Here is a 14,836-nt window from a genome sequence, read left to right on the forward strand (position 1 = left end):
CCTATCGTGCCACTTCGATCAGACGAGCGGCAGCGGTGGTGGCGGACGCAATACACGCCGGCACCCCGACGCCGCGCTGCCAGGCCCCGGTGACCTCGAGGCCGGGTAGGTCGGCGACCCCGGCCTCGATGGCGGCGACGCGATCGAGGTGACCCGGCGCGTACTGCGGCAGGCCTCCCGGCCAGCGCTGCACGGTCGCGGCGAGCGGCCGCACATCGATTCCGGCTACCGTCCGCAGATCGTTCGAGGCTGTCTCTATCGACTCCGCATCGGATCGGTCCGACGCCGTGGTGTCACCGAATCGGCCGAGGGAGGCCCGCAGCAGTACCGCGTCACGCTCACCCAGGTGTGGCCACTTGCGGCTCGACAGGGTGAATGCCTTGACGTCCAGGCCCGCGTCCGTGGCCACCAGGATTCCCGAATTCTGCGGTAGCTCCGTGGTCTTGGGGAACGCGAGCGCGACGACGACCGAGGATGCGAGTTCGATCTCCCGCGCGGCCTGCGACGCCGCGGGTGCCACCTCGGCGATGAGCCGACCGAGAATGGGCGCAGGGACCGCGAGCACCACTCCGTCGACGCATCCGAGTCCGTCGACGAACCATCCGCCGGACTCGCGGCGGATCTCGCCGACGCCTGCTCCGACGACCGTCCTTGCATCGGTCGCAGCGACGAGGGCATCGAGCAACACCGCGTAGCCGTCGCGCAGCCCGCCGAACACCGGCCCCGGCGACGGGGTGGGCAGTGCTGCCTGCACTGCCTCGGTGAGGTTCGCCGCTCCGCCGTCCAATGCCGCAGCCAACGTCGGCAGTGCCGCGCGGACGCCGATGGAGCTCGACGAACCGGAGTACACGCCGCCGAGCAGCGGATCGACCGAACGGCTGACCACCTGAGAGCCGAATCTGGTGCCCACGAGTTCGGCCACGCTGACATCGGATCCCGCGGTCCAGGCGAAGGGCCGGGCGGTTTCGGTCTCGATGAGGTGCAGGTCTTCGGGGTCCACCAGATCCCGAACCGAATCGGCGGACGACGGGATGCCCATCAGGGTGCCGGGCGGAAGCGGGTGTGTTCGACCGCCGGAGAAGACGAGCGGTCGCACCGGTGCCGGGTACACCAGCTGATCCGACAGACCGAGCTCGGCGAGCAGTGCCGGCACCTCGGGACGTCGACCGATGAAGGCCTCCGCACCGACGTCGAGCGAGTCCGTGCCGACCGCGGTGGTGCGCAGCGTGCCGCCGATGCGAGACGAGGCCTCGACGAGAGTGATCTCGGCATCCGGCCCGCAGGACTGCCGAAGGCGATACGCCGCGACGAGGCCGGAGATTCCGCCGCCGACGACGGCATATCGCCGCACCGTCACAACGAATGCACCAGCGACACCACGCGCGTCAGAATGTCGGGATCGGTATCGGGAAGCACTCCGTGTCCGAGGTTGAACACATGTCCGCGCGCACCGGCCGCGACAGCGCGGTCTCCCTCGGCGGCGATGCGTCGAACTTCGGTATCGACGGCATCCCAACCGGCGAACAGCACCGCTGGATCGAGATTGCCCTGCAGGGCTTTGCCGTTGCCGACACGATGCACGGCGTCGTCGAGTGGGATCCGCCAGTCGACGCCGACCACATCGGCGCCTGCCTCACCCATCGCCCCGAGCAACTCTCCGGTTCCGACGCCGAAGTGGATCTTCGGCACACCGGCCGAGGACACGGCCTCGAACACTCGCTGCGAGTGCGGCAGGACGTACTCGCGGTAGTCGGCGAGGGACAGCGCACCCGCCCAGGAGTCGAACACCTGCACGGCGTCGACGCCTGCGGCCAACTGAGCCTGCAGGAAGGTGATCGTCGTGGTGGCCAATGCGTCGAGCAGGGCGTGCCAGGTCGCCGGATCGGACCGCATGAGCGCTTTGGTCTTCTCGTGATTGCGACTCGGGCCGCCTTCGACCAGATACGACGCGAGAGTGAACGGTGCACCCGCGAAACCGATGAGCGGCGTACCGGCGAGCTCGCGGGTGAGGATCCGCACCGCGTCGGCCACCGGCTCCACCTGATCGACGCTCAGGACCGGCAGAGCCGCGACGTCGGCAGCCGACCGCACCGGCTGCGCCACGACCGGTCCGGTGCCTGCGACGATGTCGAGATCGATACCGGCGGCCTTGAGCGGAACGACGATGTCCGAGAACAGGATTGCCGCGTCCACGTCGTGGCGACGAACGGGTTGAAGAGTGATCTCGGCCACGAGATCGGGCCGGAAGCACGAATCCAACATGCCGATGCCTGCACGAATCTTGCGGTACTCGGGCAGCGACCTACCGGCCTGGCGCATGAACCACACCGGCCGACGCGAGGGAGTTCGACCCGCGATCGCGGCCAGGAACGGTGCGTCCGGGAGTTCCCGGCGGGCTGGGGCTGTGGCGTGCGGTTCGGCGTTCATCGGGTTCCATGCTGCCACGCGTCGGGAAAGCGCCCGCCACCAAGGGCGACACACCCACTTCGGTTGCATCACGGCTCGGCGCGCCTCCGCCTCGGGGCAACGTGACGCGTCTAACGTCCGGTGACGTGACCGAACCCCATTCCACCGCCGAACCTGCGCCGTTCCGCGCCGCCATCGACGCGATGCATCGGGCTCAGGTACACCCGGCGATCGAAATCGGTCCGATCCGGCCGCCGCAGCGTCTCGCTCCCTACAGCTACGCGATCGGTGCCGAGGTCAAGCATCCCGATTCCGAACAGGTCGACGAACAGAGCGACGGCGACGCCTTCGGCCGCCTCATTCTGCTGTACGACCCCGACGGTGCCGAGGCATGGAACGGCACCCTTCGACTGGTCGCATACATCCAGGCGGACGTCGACGAGTCCCTCGCCGACGATCCCCTGCTCCCCGAGGTCGGATGGAGTTGGCTGGTCGACGCGCTGGAGTCACGGTCGGAGCCGCTCAACGCACTCGGCGGCACGGTCACCTCGACCAGCTCGGTGCGCTACGGCGACATCGCCGGGCCTCCCAAGGCCCACCAGCTCGAACTGCGCGCCTCGTGGACGGCCACGTCCGAGGACCTCTCGACGCACGTCGAGGCGTTCTGCGAGGTGCTCGCCTACGCGGCGGGTTTGCCGCCTGCGGGCATCACCACCCTCGGCCAGCGCAGTTCCAGCCGGACATAGTGGGCGGTTCTCGTAACCGCAGGGCCTAGAGTCACATCTCATGTCAGCCGAGAGTTCTCCCGAGACCACGCCGGACGACGAGGCGAACGCGCCTGTCGCCGTTCCGCTACTGGCCCCGGCTGACGGCGTACCCGACGTGGTCGACACGCCGGACGCCGTGCGCGCCGCTGCCGCTCTGCTCGCAGCAGGTCACGGCCCCCTCGCCGTCGACGCCGAACGCGCCTCCGGCTTCCGCTACTCCCAGCGCGCCTACCTGCTGCAGTTCCGCCGCCGCGGCGCTGGCACGGTCCTGCTCGATCCGATCCCGGTCACCGGCGATCTCGCCCCGCTCGCCGAGGTGATCAACCCGCTCGAATGGGTACTGCACTCCGCCGATCAGGACCTACCCGGGCTCGCCGAACTCGGCCTGGTGCCTGCCACTCTGTACGACACCGAACTGGCAGGACGCCTCGCCGGATTCGATCGCGTGGGGCTCGGTGCCATCGTCGAACGCACCCTCGGACTGGCCCTGCAGAAAGGCCACGGGGCAGCCGACTGGTCCACCCGGCCGCTGCCCGACACCTGGCTGAACTATGCCGCGCTCGACGTCGAGGTTCTTCTCGAACTGCGCGACGCGATGGCCGAGGAGCTCGAACAGCAGGGCAAGACGGACTGGGCAGCACAGGAATTCGCCCACATCCTCACGCTCGGGCCACCCAAACCCAAGACCGACAGATGGCGACGGACATCGGGGATCCATGCGATCAAATCTCCCCGCACCCTCGCTGCCGTTCGCGAATTGTGGACCACGCGAGACGAACTGGCAGCCAAGCGTGATGTGGCACCGAGCCGGGTACTGCCCGACTCGGCGATCGTGGCGGCGGCAACAGCGGACCCGAAATCCTCGCGGGAGCTCGAGCAACTGCCGGTCTTCGGCGGTCCCCGTCAGCGCAGATCGTCCCGATTGTGGGCCTCGGCTCTGACCCGTGCGCGGGCGCTTCCGACCTCCGAATTGCCCTCGATGGCAGCCTCGTTCGACGGCCCGCCTCCGGTCAATCGGTGGGCTCGCCGCGATCCCGACGCAGCGGCGCGACTCGCCGACGTACGAGCCGCGATGACCGAGCTCAGCGAATCGGTTGCAGTGCCGGTCGAGAATTTGTTGATGCCGGATCTGCTGCGCCGCCTGGTGTGGGATTGGCAGAATCCGCTCGATTCAGACGTGGACCCGGCCGAGCTGATCGAGGCCCGACTGGCCGACGGCGGGGCCCGACCCTGGCAGCGGACGCTGGTGGTGCCGGTACTGGCGAAGGCACTGGACCCTTCCCAAGTTACCGACGGGTAATACCGGCTACAGTAGTGGACGCGTCCGGGCACCCGGGCGAGTCGTCCGCATCTGTCGGGAGGATCGAAAAGCGTGTCTGTACCCGCGTCCACCAGCTCACAGAGGAATGTCGTCTTCGTCGACGGCATCCGTACCCCGTTCGGCAAGGCAGGCCCCAAGGGCATGTACGCCGACACTCGCGCAGACGACCTCGTCGTCAAAGCAATCCGCGAACTTCTTCGCAAGAACCCCAACCTCCCTCCCGAACGGATCGACGAGGTCGCGATCGCCGCGACCACGCAGACCGGTGACCAGGGCCTGACCATCGGACGTACGTCCGCACTGCTCGCCGGACTCCCCCGCAGCGTCCCCGGCTTCGCCATCGACCGCATGTGCGCAGGCGCGATGACCTCGGTGACCACGACCGGATCGGGCATCGGCTTCGGCCAGTACGACGTCGTCATCGCCGGTGGCGTCGAGCACATGGGCCGCCACCCCATGGGTGAAGGCGTCGACCCCAACCCGCGCTTCCTCGCCGACAAGCTCGTCGATCCCAGCGCGCTGGTCATGGGCAACACCGCCGAGAACCTGCACGACCGGTTCCCGAGCATCACCAAGGACCGCACCGACGCGTACGCCGTCGCCAGCCAGAACAAGTACGACGCCGCCAAGAAGGCCGGCTACATCGCCGACACCCTCGTGCCCGTCGCCACCAAGTCGGCCGCAGGCTGGGGCCTGGCCACCGAGGACGAGCCGCCTCGCCCCGGCACCACCGTCGAAGACCTCGCCAAGCTCAAGACGCCGTTCCGGCCCGCAGGCCGCGTCACCGCAGGCAACGCCGCTGGACTCAACGACGGCGCAACCGCCGCGATTCTGGCCGGTGAGGACACCGCGCACGAGCTCGGCCTGAACATCGGAATGCGGATGGTCGGCTTCAGCTTCGCCGGAGTCGACCCGGCGGTCATGGGTATCGGACCGGTCCCCGCGACCGAAAAGCTGCTCGGCCGAACCGGATTGAGCATCGACGACATCGGCCTGTTCGAGATCAACGAGGCCTTCGCCATCCAGGTTCTCGCCTTCCTCGAGCACTACGGAATCTCCGACGACGACCCCCGCGTCAACCAGTGGGGCGGTGCCATCGCGTGCGGCCACCCCCTCGCGTCCTCGGGCGTTCGCCTGATGACGCAGCTGAGCCGCCAGTTCGCTCAGCAGCCCGACGTGCGCTACGGCCTGACGACCATGTGCATCGGTCTCGGCATGGGCGGCACCGTCATCTGGGAGAACCCCAACCACGCTGACTACTCGGGAGCGGCCAAATGAGTGACATCACCACAGCGTTCACCGACGAGGTAGTCACGAACGCATTCACCAAGATCGTCTCCGTACCGGGGCTCGAGGGCTCCATCGCCCTCGTCACGCTCGACAACGGCTTCGATCACACCAAGCCGTCGACCTTCGGTCCCGGCGGTCTGGCCAAGTTCGACGCCGCACTCGACGAGGCATTCGCAGCGAACCCGGTGGCCATCGCCGTCACCGGCAAGCCGTTCATCTTCGCCGTCGGTGCCGACCTCAACGGTGTGCCGAACATCGAGACCAAGGACGAGGCGCTGCAGATCGGGCAGCTCGGGCACAAGGTGTTCCGTCGCCTGCGCGAGTCGACGATTCCGACGTTCGCCTTCATCAACGGTGCTGCACTCGGCGGCGGCCTCGAAGTGGGACTGCACTCGCACTACCGCACCGTCGCAGAGAACGCCGCTGCCCTCGGCCTGCCCGAGGCCTTCCTCGGCCTGGTCCCGGGATGGGGCGGAACCCAGTTGTTGCCCAACATCATCGGAGCCTCGAACGCCGTCACCGTCGTCATCGAGAACGCTCTCAACCAGAACCGCGTCCTCAAGCCGCAGCAGGCACTCGATCTCGGCATCGCCGACGCCCTCTTCGGCGGAGCCGACTTCCTCGAACAGTCCCTCGCGTGGGCTGCTCAGGTCGTCAAGGGCGAGATCGTTCCCGACCGTCCCGAGATCGACCGCGGACAGGCCTGGGACGACGCCATCGCCCGTGCCAGGGGCATCGTGGCCGGCAAGACCGGTAATTTCGCACCGGGCCCCGTCGCCGCAGTCGATCTGCTCGAGCTCGCCAAGAGCACCGACATCACCGACTCGGCCTCGCTCGACAAGGCCTTCGCGGCCGAGGACGAGGCGCTGTCGACGTTGCTGGTCAAGGACGAGCTCCGCGCCGGGCTGTACGCCTTCGATCTGGTGCAGAAGCGCGCGAAGCGTCCGGCCGGTGCACCCGACAAGTCGTTGGCGCGCAAGATCTCCGGCGTCGGCATCGTCGGTGCCGGCCTGATGGCCAGCCAGCTCGCCCTGCTGTTCGTGCGCCAGCTGAAGGTGCCGGTGATCCTCACCGACATCGATCAGGAGCGCATCGACAAGGGTGTCGGGTACGTCCACGGGGAGATCGACAAGCTGCTCGGCAAGAAGCGTCTGTCCCCCGATGCCGCGAATCGGTTGAAGGCGTTGGTGTCCGGCTCCATCGACAAGTCGGCGTTCGCGAACACCGATTTCGTCATCGAGGCCGTGTTCGAGAACCTCGACGTGAAGAAGAAGGTGTTCGCCGAGGTCGAGGAGTTCGTCTCTGCCGAAACGATCCTTGCTACCAACACGTCCTCGCTGTCGATCACCAAGATGGCTGCAGACCTGAAGCACCCCGAGCGCGTCGTGGGCTTCCACTTCTTCAACCCCGTTGCGGTCCTGCCACTGCTCGAGGTCGTCAAGGGTGAGAAGACCGACGACGCCACCCTGGCAACGGCATTCGCGACGGCCAAGACCCTCAAGAAGTCGGCCGTGTTGTCTGCGGATCTCCCCGGATTCGTCTTCAATCGTCTCGTCACACGTGCGTCCAACGAGATCATCAGCGCCATCGACGAGGGCACCCCGTTCGATGTCGCCGACGGCGCAGTGGGCGAACTCGGCATGCCGATGAGTCCGCTGACCCTGCTGGCTCTCGTCGGCCCGGCCGTGGCACTGCACACCGCGGAGACCCTCGCCGAGGCATACCCGGAGAGGTTCAAGGACTCGCCGGGATTCCGCGCTCTCGTCGAGGCGAAGAAGCCTGGTGTGTGGACCTACGGACCCGAGGGCCAGGTCGTCGATCCCGAGGTCGCCGCGCTGTGGCCGCAGGGCGATTCGCCCTCGACTGCCGAGCAGGTTCTCGACCGGACCCGTCGGGCATTCGCCGACGAAATCCGCATCATGCTCGACGAGGGAGTCGTAGCTGCAGCCGAGGACATCGATCTCTGCCTGCTGCTCGGCGGCGGCTTCGGCTTCTGGAACGGCGGCATCACCCCGTACCTGGACCGCAGCGGTGCCTCCGAGGCAGCGACCGGTCGGCGCTTCCTCGCGCCGGGTGTCGCCAGCGTCTAGTACGGCCCGCCGAGTTCGAGGTTACGGACGGATTTCCGCGTTTTTTCGTCCGTAACCTCGAACTCGACCGTCGTTCAGGAACGCCCACAGTTCGTCCTCCCGCTGTCGGTCGTACGACTCGTCCGAGGATCGGGTGACCGTTCGACGATCGACATAGTCTCCGGATCGGGTGGCGATCACACCCAGCGCGACGTCGGCCAGTGCACGACCGGCCTGCGCGGCCGTCGAGGCGATCGGCGTCACCGCCAGGACGGGGAGCAGCCACACCATCGCCGATCGCGACACGAACCCGGCATCGCGCGCCAGGCCGGTTCCCGGCACGAAACCCGGATTGAACGACACCACGTCCACTCCCGCGGGGAGTACCCGAGCGAGCGCGTGCACCAGATGAATCGCCGCCAGTTTGTTGGTCGAGTAGGCGGTACGGCCCGCTCGCACCGATTCCGGGTCGGCGAAGGCGCGCACCCTCGCCAGTCGATCCGGAGGCACCCATCGCGGACCGGGAACCATCCCGAGATTGTGCCGGACGTCGCCGAAGTGCGTGTCGCTGACCGTGATCACGACGCGGGCCGGTCGGTCGAGGGCGTCTGCGAAACCGCGAACCACGAGATGGTTGGCCACCACGGCGACGGCGAACGTGGTCTCGTACCCGTCCTCGGTCTCACTGCAGTTCGTCGCGCACTGCACTCCCGCGTTTCCTACGACGACGTCGAGCGGCGGGAGTTCCTTCGCCACGATCCTGCGCGCGATGGAGTCCACAGCGGCTGCGGTCTGCGCCACCGAGCGAAGGTCGGCTCTCACGTGAGTCGCCCGCGAGTGAGACGGTCCGGGACCGCGTCCGATCGTCACCAGTCGCGCTGTCGGGTCGAGTCGAAGTATCGATTCCGCTGCTGCCCACCCGATTCCCCGACTCGCTCCCGTCATGACGACGGTGTGTGGTCTCGAGTTCGATGTCATCTCTCGGACCCTGCCATCGGCACACGGCGGCTGCCAGGGCCTGCGCAACGGAGGGTCTGCCGATACCAGGCAGGACGCGCCATACTGTCACGGTGACGACAGCACGTTCGGAACTGGGCGAGCTCCTGCGCTCGTGGCGAGATCGCCTGGCACCGCACGCCGTCGGCATCGACCCGACCGCGACGCGTCGCACGACCGGGCTGCGACGCGAGGAGGTCGCACTGGCCGCGGGCGTATCGGTGGACTACCTCGTCCGCCTCGAGCAGGGGCGGTCGACTCACCCCTCGGCGCAGGTCGTCGACGCGCTCGCCCGTGCTCTGCACCTCGATTCCGCCGAACGAGCCCTCCTCCACCGCACTGCCGGACTGCTGCCGCCCGCCGAGCAGTCGGTCCAGACCGCTCTGCCGTTCGAGGTCGTCCGACTCGCCGCGCGGTTGGACGACCATCCCGTGGCCGTGTTCGACGCGACGTGGCAGCTCAGGACGTGGAACTCCATGTGGAGTGCTCTGCACGGTGACCCGGAGTCGGTACCGACGGAACAGCGCAACATGGTTCGGGCGGTGTTCGGCTCCGACGACCGAGCACGCTCGTGGATGCGACCGGTCTCGATGGCCGACGGACTCGAGCGCTTCGCCACCGCGCTGGTCGCCGACCTGCGAATAGCGGTCGGCAGATATCCGGACGACCGCGTACTTCGTCGACTGGTCGACGACATGCGGTGTGAGAATGCGTATTTCGACACGCTCTGGAGTTCAGGGGTTGCCGCTGTGCATGTCGGTGACCGCAAGACGATCGTTCACCCCGAGGTCGGTGAGATCACGCTCGACTGTGACGTTCTGACCGCACCGGGCGCGGACCTGCGACTGGTCGTGTACTCCGCGGAGGCGGGTACCGCGGATGCGGACGCTCTGAGCCGGTTGCGCGCCGCACGCGTCGACGAGCGATGACGTCGTCCGGCGATGCAATCGGTGCGCCGACCTCCACGGCCGAGCGTGCACGACTGATCGGCATCGCCTACCGAATGCTGGGTTCGCACAGCGATGCCGAGGATGCCGCGTCCGAGACCGTCGTCCGCTGGTTCCGGCTCACCGACGCCGAACGTGACGCCATCGACGTTCCAGCGGCGTGGCTGACCCGCGTCGTGAGCCGCATCTGCCTCGACCTGCTCGGCTCTGCTCGCGCTCGCCGCGAGAACTACATCGGGCAGTGGCTGCCGGAACCCGTCTGCGGCCTCGACTCCGAGACTCCTGCCGCCGCGGACCCCGCCGACCGAGTTGCGCAGCAGGAATCGGTGACGCTGGCACTCCTCGTGGTGCTCGAATCGCTCGGTCCGGCGCAACGAGTCGCATTCGTACTGCACGACGCGTTCGCCGTTCCGTTCGACGAGATCGCGACCGTTCTCGATCGATCCCCGGCTGCCTGCCGTCAACTCGCCTCTGCTGCACGAACTCACGTCCATTCCCGTCGCCGCTCCGTTGCCGACCCCATCGAGCACGACCGCGTGGTGCGGGCTTTCGCGTCGGCCTCCGCAAGCGGGGACATCGCATCCCTGATATCGGTGCTCGCACCCGACGTCACGTTGGTCAGCGACGGCGGCGGCCATGTATCCGCGGCCCGCAATGCCATCCTCGGATCCGATCGAGTCGCTCGATTCGTTCGCGGCATCACTGCCAAGTCGATCGATCTCGACTGGTCGATAGAACCCGTCAACGGCCTGTCGGGCATCGTGATGCGGCGCGACGGCGCGGTGTTCGGCGTCATCGGTTTCGACGTCATCGGGGTCGACACCGCCGACTGCATGGTCGCGAGCGTCTGGATCGTGCTCAATCCGGACAAACTCCGGCACTGGGTCGCCACACACGACAGACATTCGCCTCGGCTGCGTCGTCAGAGAGTGGAGGGCCGCGCAGTGCGGTCCGCATCATCACTCGAGAATCAGGTGGAAACGCGATGAAGCTAGCCGTAGCCGGTGGAACCGGAACCGTGGGAGTGCACGTCGTCGAGGTTGCGCGGGAACGCGGACACGAGGTGGTAGTCCTGTCGCGGTCTGCCGGTGTGGATCTCGTCTCCGGATCGGGACTGCCCGACGCCCTGTCCGGCGTCGACGCGGTGATCGACGTCGCCTCGACGCAGACGATCTCGGCGAAGGAATCGACGGCGTTCTTCGCTGCCGTCACCCGTAACCTGCTGACGGCGGAAGGCGCGGCCGGAATCGGGCACCACGTGGCGTTGTCGATCGTGGGGATAGACAAGGCCCCGTACGCGTACTACGCCGGAAAGGTGGAGCAGGAGCGCCTCGTTCGCGCTGGAGCCGTACCGTGGACGATCCTGCGAGCTACTCAGTTCCACGAGTTCGCCGCGCAGATCCGGTCGCAGACCTCGTTCGGTCCACTGACGGTCGTCCCGAGGATGGTCTCGCAACCGATCGCAGCCCGCGAGGTCGCCGAGCGACTGATCGACCTGGCGGAGCGGCCACCGGCAGGCCGAGTCGCCGATCTCGGTGGACCGCGTGAAGAGCGCATGGCGAAGATGGTGCGGCGCTACGCACGAGCAATCGGTGCGCGCGGCCCGGTGCTCGAGGTGCCGCTTCCCGGCGCGTACGGCCGCGCGATGCGAGACGGAACGCTGGTCACCACACAGGATTCGGATCACGGTCTACAGACCTTCGATCAGTGGTCGGACGCCCAGGCGCGTTGAGTCGCATCTCGCCGAACTCGAAGTTGTGGACGATATTCCGGCCTTTTTCGTCCACAACTTCGAGCTCGACCGGTGGAATATCGGACAATTCGCCGTTTTCGGCGAGCCGTTTTCCACCCGCCGCGAATGCCGTGTCGATTTCGCTCCCATTGCGTCGGTGCGAGGACGATGATGGCGATCGACCACCAAGGACGCTGGTTCACCTCGAAAGCTGGGTCACGTGATGACGCAATCCACCGATCGGCACACTGCCAAAGTCATCGGAGTCACCATTGCCGCCGCTGTCGGCGGCTTCCTGTTCGGGTTCGATTCCTCCGTTGTCAACGGCGCAGTGGACTCCATTCAGGAGAACTTCGCCCTGTCGTCGTTCGTCACCGGCTTCGCCGTCGCCATCGCACTTCTCGGTTGTGCGGTCGGTGCCTGGTTCGCCGGCCGTCTCGCCGACACCTGGGGCCGGAAAAAGGTGATGCTGCTCGGTTCCGCGCTGTTCACCATTTCGTCGCTGGGGTCCGGGTTCGCGTTCAGCGTCCCGGATCTCATGCTCTGGCGTGTACTCGGCGGCCTTGGTATCGGTATCGCCTCGGTGATCGCGCCCGCGTACATCTCGGAGATTGCCCCGGCCCGCTACCGGGGTGGTTTGGCTTCGCTGCAACAGTTGGCGATCACCGTCGGAATCTTCGCCGCGCTGCTGTCGGACGCGGTGCTGCAGAACGCCGCGGGCGGACCGTCGAACGACCTGTGGTTCGGACTCGAAGCCTGGCGGTGGATGTTCTTGGTCGGCGTCGCACCGGCCCTCGTCTACGGCTTTCTCGCCACTCTGATTCCGGAGTCGCCCAGATATCTCGTCGGAAAGCACCTCGACGAAGAAGCGGCCCGCATTCTGGGAGACATAACCGGAGAAGTGAACCCGAACGAGAGGGTCAAGGAAATCCGGTTGACCCTGCGCCGGGAATCCAAGTCCTCGTTCGCCGATATCCGTGGACCGAAGTTCGGTCTGCAACCGATCGTCTGGGTCGGCATCACCATGGCGATTCTGCAGCAGTTCGTGGGAATCAACGCGATCTTCTATTACTCGACAACGTTGTGGAAGTCCGTCGGTTTCAGCGAGAATCAATCGTTCGTCACCTCGGTGATCACCTCGGTCATCAATGTCTCGATGACATTCGTCGCCATCTTGTTCGTCGACCGATTCGGCCGACGAAATCTGCTCATGATCGGCTCGATCGGGATGTTCGTCGGTCTCGTACTGGCGGCCATCTCGTTCACTCAGGCCGTGGGCAGCGGCGACCAACTCGAATTGCCGTCGCCGTGGGGCCCGGTTGCTCTCGTCGGAGCCAACCTGTTCGTGGTCTTCTTCGCCGCGACCTGGGGTCCGATCATGTGGGTGATGCTCGGCGAGATGTTCCCCAACCGAATGCGCGCCGTCGCCCTCGGTATCAGTACCGCCGCGAACTGGATCGCCAACTTCGCCATCACACTGGCATTTCCGCCGTTGTCCGACACCATCGGACTCGGATTTATCTACTCGTTCTTCGCGTTCTTCGCGATCCTGTCTTTCTTCTTCGTCAAGTACAAGATCAAGGAGACCAAGGGAATGGAGCTCGAGGACATGGAGATCTGACATGCCGATGTTCGTCGTCCAATACACCTACACCCCCGAAACGTCCTCCGGGCGTGACGATCACCGAACCGATCACCGCGCGTGGCTGCGCGAACTCGAGCGCCGCAAGATCCTCCGATCGTCGAGCCCACTCGCCGATCACAGTGGTGCCACGATGATCGTCGAAGGCACCGACAAGGCAAGTGTGGAACGAATGTTCGCACACGATCCCTTCGCCCTGGCCCATCTGATCGATCGCGTTCAGATCGAAGAACGTGTGGCCGGGACGTAGCAGGCCGTCGAGTCCTTGCGCAGTCCTACGGCCGCCACCGCCAGAACGATCACGTAGACAACGCAATACGCGTTCCGTAGTCCGGCGTCGACGATCGGCGATACGGACTGCATGAACGTGCCGATCACCACAACATCGGCCTGTGTGCGATACCAGGCCACGAAAGGTGCAGTGGCGGCGAGCACTCCGAGGACACGCAGCGTGCGGCCGCGCCCGCTCGTTCGCGAACTCGTACACGCGTCGAGTCCGATCACCAGCAGCGGAACGCACCACACCCAATGGTGGCCCCAGGAGAACGGCGAGACCATCGGGGCCGTGAGACCACACACCGTCATGGCCAGCAGTGTTCTACCCGCACGGTGAGCTCGATACGACACCCACATCCCCGCAGCGAGGACGACCACCGCGGCCGGCAACCACACGATCACCGGCGGGTGCTCGGTTCCCCACGCCCGCGCCACCATTCCCCGAATCGACTGATTCGCGGGAGACGTGGTCGACCCCACTCGGTCCGAGGCGAGGATCGCCGAGGTCCAATAGCGCCACGCGTCGGAGGACACGACCACGAACCCGATCACCACCGTGACCAGACCGGTGCCGGCCGCAGTCCATACCGCTCGCCACTGCCGCTGCACGATCGACATGACGATGAACAGGCCGGGCGTCAGCTTCAGACCGGCCGCGATTCCGACGCCGACCCCCCGAAGGCGACTGCCCTCGGGCCGGCCGAGATCCCACAGCACCAACACGAGCAACAGCAGGTTGATCTGACCCAACCACAGCGACATGCGCACCGGCTCGAGCCACGAGCAGCCCAGTGCCAGAGCAGCACTCACCACTCTGGTCCGTGTGCAGTTCTCGTATCCGAGTCGTCGCCAACTCAGATGGACGACGACGTAGAGCAATACGACATTGGATATGTTCACCAGCAATCCGGCCGCGGTGTCGGACAGCAACCCCAGCGGAGCGAACAGCACAGCAGCGAACGGCGGATACGTGAACGGCAGTGTGCCGAACAGCGAGAACGAGTACAGCTCTTCGCTACTGAGCACGGTTGCGCCGCCGTGTCGGTAGACGAGCGCGTCGACACCGTTGCCGAACAATCCGTACAAGGAGTCGAACGACAGCAGACGATCGTGTGCGGCGAACGCCACCACACCGATCACCGCCGTCATCGCCACGAACCACCGCGAATGCCGTCGCTCGGTCCCGTCGTTCCGGGAATCCGTTGCCGGTGTTCCATCCACGGATTCCATGCCCGCCCAGTCGGGGTCACCGTTGCGTGGAGTCGGATCGATTTCGCTGTCCGAGACGCCGGTTCTACCGTCGAAGACGAGGGTCATGAGCGAAACATGCCAGTCGTCCCGGTTTCGGCATCTACGACACACCAGTCACACAGGTCACATATTCGCAAAG

General features: G+C 66.3%; 13 protein-coding genes. 9 read left to right on the forward strand and 4 right to left on the reverse strand.

What is annotated here, in order from left to right; translation table 11 throughout:
• Nucleotide 1 precedes the first annotated feature (1 nt).
• Both CH273_RS19660 and hemE read right to left on the reverse strand, forming a co-directional pair.
• A complete protein-coding gene (locus CH273_RS19660; RefSeq protein WP_032397940.1) occupies nucleotides 2-1,357 on the reverse strand; it encodes a protoporphyrinogen oxidase in 1,356 nt (451 codons plus the stop codon).
• On the reverse strand, nucleotides 1,354-2,427 hold the full coding sequence (gene hemE / locus CH273_RS19665) for a uroporphyrinogen decarboxylase (RefSeq protein WP_032397939.1): 1,074 nt from the start codon (nucleotides 2,425-2,427) through the stop codon (nucleotides 1,354-1,356). Before hemE ends, CH273_RS19660 begins: the two co-directional genes overlap by 4 nt.
• Before the next feature lie 125 nt (nucleotides 2,428-2,552).
• Between hemE and CH273_RS19670 the strand changes: the two genes are divergently transcribed.
• From CH273_RS19670 to CH273_RS19685, 4 genes are all read left to right on the forward strand, one after another.
• Nucleotides 2,553-3,152, forward strand: coding sequence for a DUF3000 domain-containing protein (locus CH273_RS19670; protein ID WP_032397938.1), 600 nt, complete (start codon nucleotides 2,553-2,555; stop codon nucleotides 3,150-3,152).
• Nucleotides 3,153-3,192: 40 nt separating this feature from the next.
• The gene (locus CH273_RS19675; RefSeq protein ID WP_032397937.1) at nucleotides 3,193-4,473 is read left to right on the forward strand and encodes an HRDC domain-containing protein; all 1,281 of its coding nucleotides are present in this window, start codon (nucleotides 3,193-3,195) and stop codon (nucleotides 4,471-4,473) included.
• Nucleotides 4,474-4,545: 72 nt separating this feature from the next.
• Nucleotides 4,546-5,772: a thiolase family protein gene (locus tag CH273_RS19680; protein ID WP_032397936.1), complete on the forward strand. Its 1,227-nt coding sequence runs from the start codon at nucleotides 4,546-4,548 to the stop codon at nucleotides 5,770-5,772.
• Nucleotides 5,769-7,874, forward strand: coding sequence for a 3-hydroxyacyl-CoA dehydrogenase NAD-binding domain-containing protein (locus CH273_RS19685; RefSeq protein ID WP_032397935.1), 2,106 nt, complete (start codon nucleotides 5,769-5,771; stop codon nucleotides 7,872-7,874). The genes CH273_RS19680 and CH273_RS19685 overlap by 4 nt, the downstream gene beginning before the upstream one ends.
• A 21-nt stretch (nucleotides 7,875-7,895) precedes the next feature.
• Here CH273_RS19685 and CH273_RS19690 read toward each other — a convergent pair whose 3' ends face one another.
• The gene (locus tag CH273_RS19690) at nucleotides 7,896-8,831 is read right to left on the reverse strand and encodes an SDR family NAD(P)-dependent oxidoreductase (protein ID WP_230597012.1); all 936 of its coding nucleotides are present in this window, start codon (nucleotides 8,829-8,831) and stop codon (nucleotides 7,896-7,898) included.
• Between the two features lie 92 nt (nucleotides 8,832-8,923).
• Between CH273_RS19690 and CH273_RS19695 the strand changes: the two genes are divergently transcribed.
• The 5 genes from CH273_RS19695 to CH273_RS19715 all read left to right on the forward strand — a co-directional run bounded on the left by CH273_RS19695 (nucleotide 8,924) and on the right by CH273_RS19715 (nucleotide 13,420).
• The gene (locus tag CH273_RS19695; RefSeq protein WP_052050336.1) at nucleotides 8,924-9,778 is read left to right on the forward strand and encodes a helix-turn-helix domain-containing protein; all 855 of its coding nucleotides are present in this window, start codon (nucleotides 8,924-8,926) and stop codon (nucleotides 9,776-9,778) included.
• A complete protein-coding gene (gene sigJ, locus CH273_RS19700) occupies nucleotides 9,775-10,785 on the forward strand; it encodes an RNA polymerase sigma factor SigJ (protein ID WP_082322657.1) in 1,011 nt (336 codons plus the stop codon). Before CH273_RS19695 ends, sigJ begins: the two co-directional genes overlap by 4 nt.
• Nucleotides 10,782-11,528, forward strand: coding sequence for an SDR family oxidoreductase (locus tag CH273_RS19705; RefSeq protein WP_032397934.1), 747 nt, complete (start codon nucleotides 10,782-10,784; stop codon nucleotides 11,526-11,528). The genes sigJ and CH273_RS19705 overlap by 4 nt, the downstream gene beginning before the upstream one ends.
• Nucleotides 11,529-11,751: 223 nt before the next feature.
• On the forward strand, nucleotides 11,752-13,149 hold the full coding sequence (locus CH273_RS19710) for a sugar porter family MFS transporter (protein ID WP_032397933.1): 1,398 nt from the start codon (nucleotides 11,752-11,754) through the stop codon (nucleotides 13,147-13,149).
• A 1-nt stretch (nucleotide 13,150) separates the two neighbouring features.
• Nucleotides 13,151-13,420 carry a YciI family protein gene (locus CH273_RS19715; protein ID WP_032397932.1) on the forward strand — a complete coding sequence of 90 codons (270 nt, stop codon included), beginning with the start codon at nucleotides 13,151-13,153 and terminating at the stop codon, nucleotides 13,418-13,420.
• On the opposite strand, the gene CH273_RS19720 is transcribed toward CH273_RS19715, so the two are convergent.
• Nucleotides 13,390-14,763, reverse strand: a complete 1,374-nt coding sequence (locus tag CH273_RS19720) for a glycosyltransferase 87 family protein (protein ID WP_094638046.1) — start codon at nucleotides 14,761-14,763, stop codon at nucleotides 13,390-13,392. The two genes, CH273_RS19715 and CH273_RS19720, sit on opposite strands and share 31 nt — an antisense overlap.
• Nucleotides 14,764-14,836: the final 73 nt, after the last annotated feature.

Source organism: Rhodococcus sp. 05-339-2, assembly GCF_002258965.1.
Taxonomy (GTDB): Bacteria; Actinomycetota; Actinomycetes; order Mycobacteriales; family Mycobacteriaceae; genus Rhodococcoides.

Bases quoted from the DNA above. Each gene is read 5' to 3' on its own strand.
- hemE (WP_032397939.1), bottom strand. From the start codon at position 2,427: ATGAACGCCGAACCGCACGCCACAGCCCCAGCCCGCCGGGAACTCCCG.
- CH273_RS19675 (WP_032397937.1), top strand. From the start codon at position 3,193: ATGTCAGCCGAGAGTTCTCCCGAGACCACGCCGGACGACGAGGCGAAC.
- CH273_RS19685 (WP_032397935.1), top strand. From the start codon at position 5,769: ATGAGTGACATCACCACAGCGTTCACCGACGAGGTAGTCACGAACGCA.
- CH273_RS19690 (WP_230597012.1), bottom strand. From the start codon at position 8,831: ATGACATCGAACTCGAGACCACACACCGTCGTCATGACGGGAGCGAGT.
- sigJ (WP_082322657.1), top strand. From the start codon at position 9,775: ATGACGTCGTCCGGCGATGCAATCGGTGCGCCGACCTCCACGGCCGAG.
- CH273_RS19705 (WP_032397934.1), top strand. From the start codon at position 10,782: ATGAAGCTAGCCGTAGCCGGTGGAACCGGAACCGTGGGAGTGCACGTC.
- CH273_RS19710 (WP_032397933.1), top strand. From the start codon at position 11,752: ATGACGCAATCCACCGATCGGCACACTGCCAAAGTCATCGGAGTCACC.
- CH273_RS19715 (WP_032397932.1), top strand. From the start codon at position 13,151: ATGCCGATGTTCGTCGTCCAATACACCTACACCCCCGAAACGTCCTCC.
- CH273_RS19720 (WP_094638046.1), bottom strand. From the start codon at position 14,763: ATGACCCTCGTCTTCGACGGTAGAACCGGCGTCTCGGACAGCGAAATC.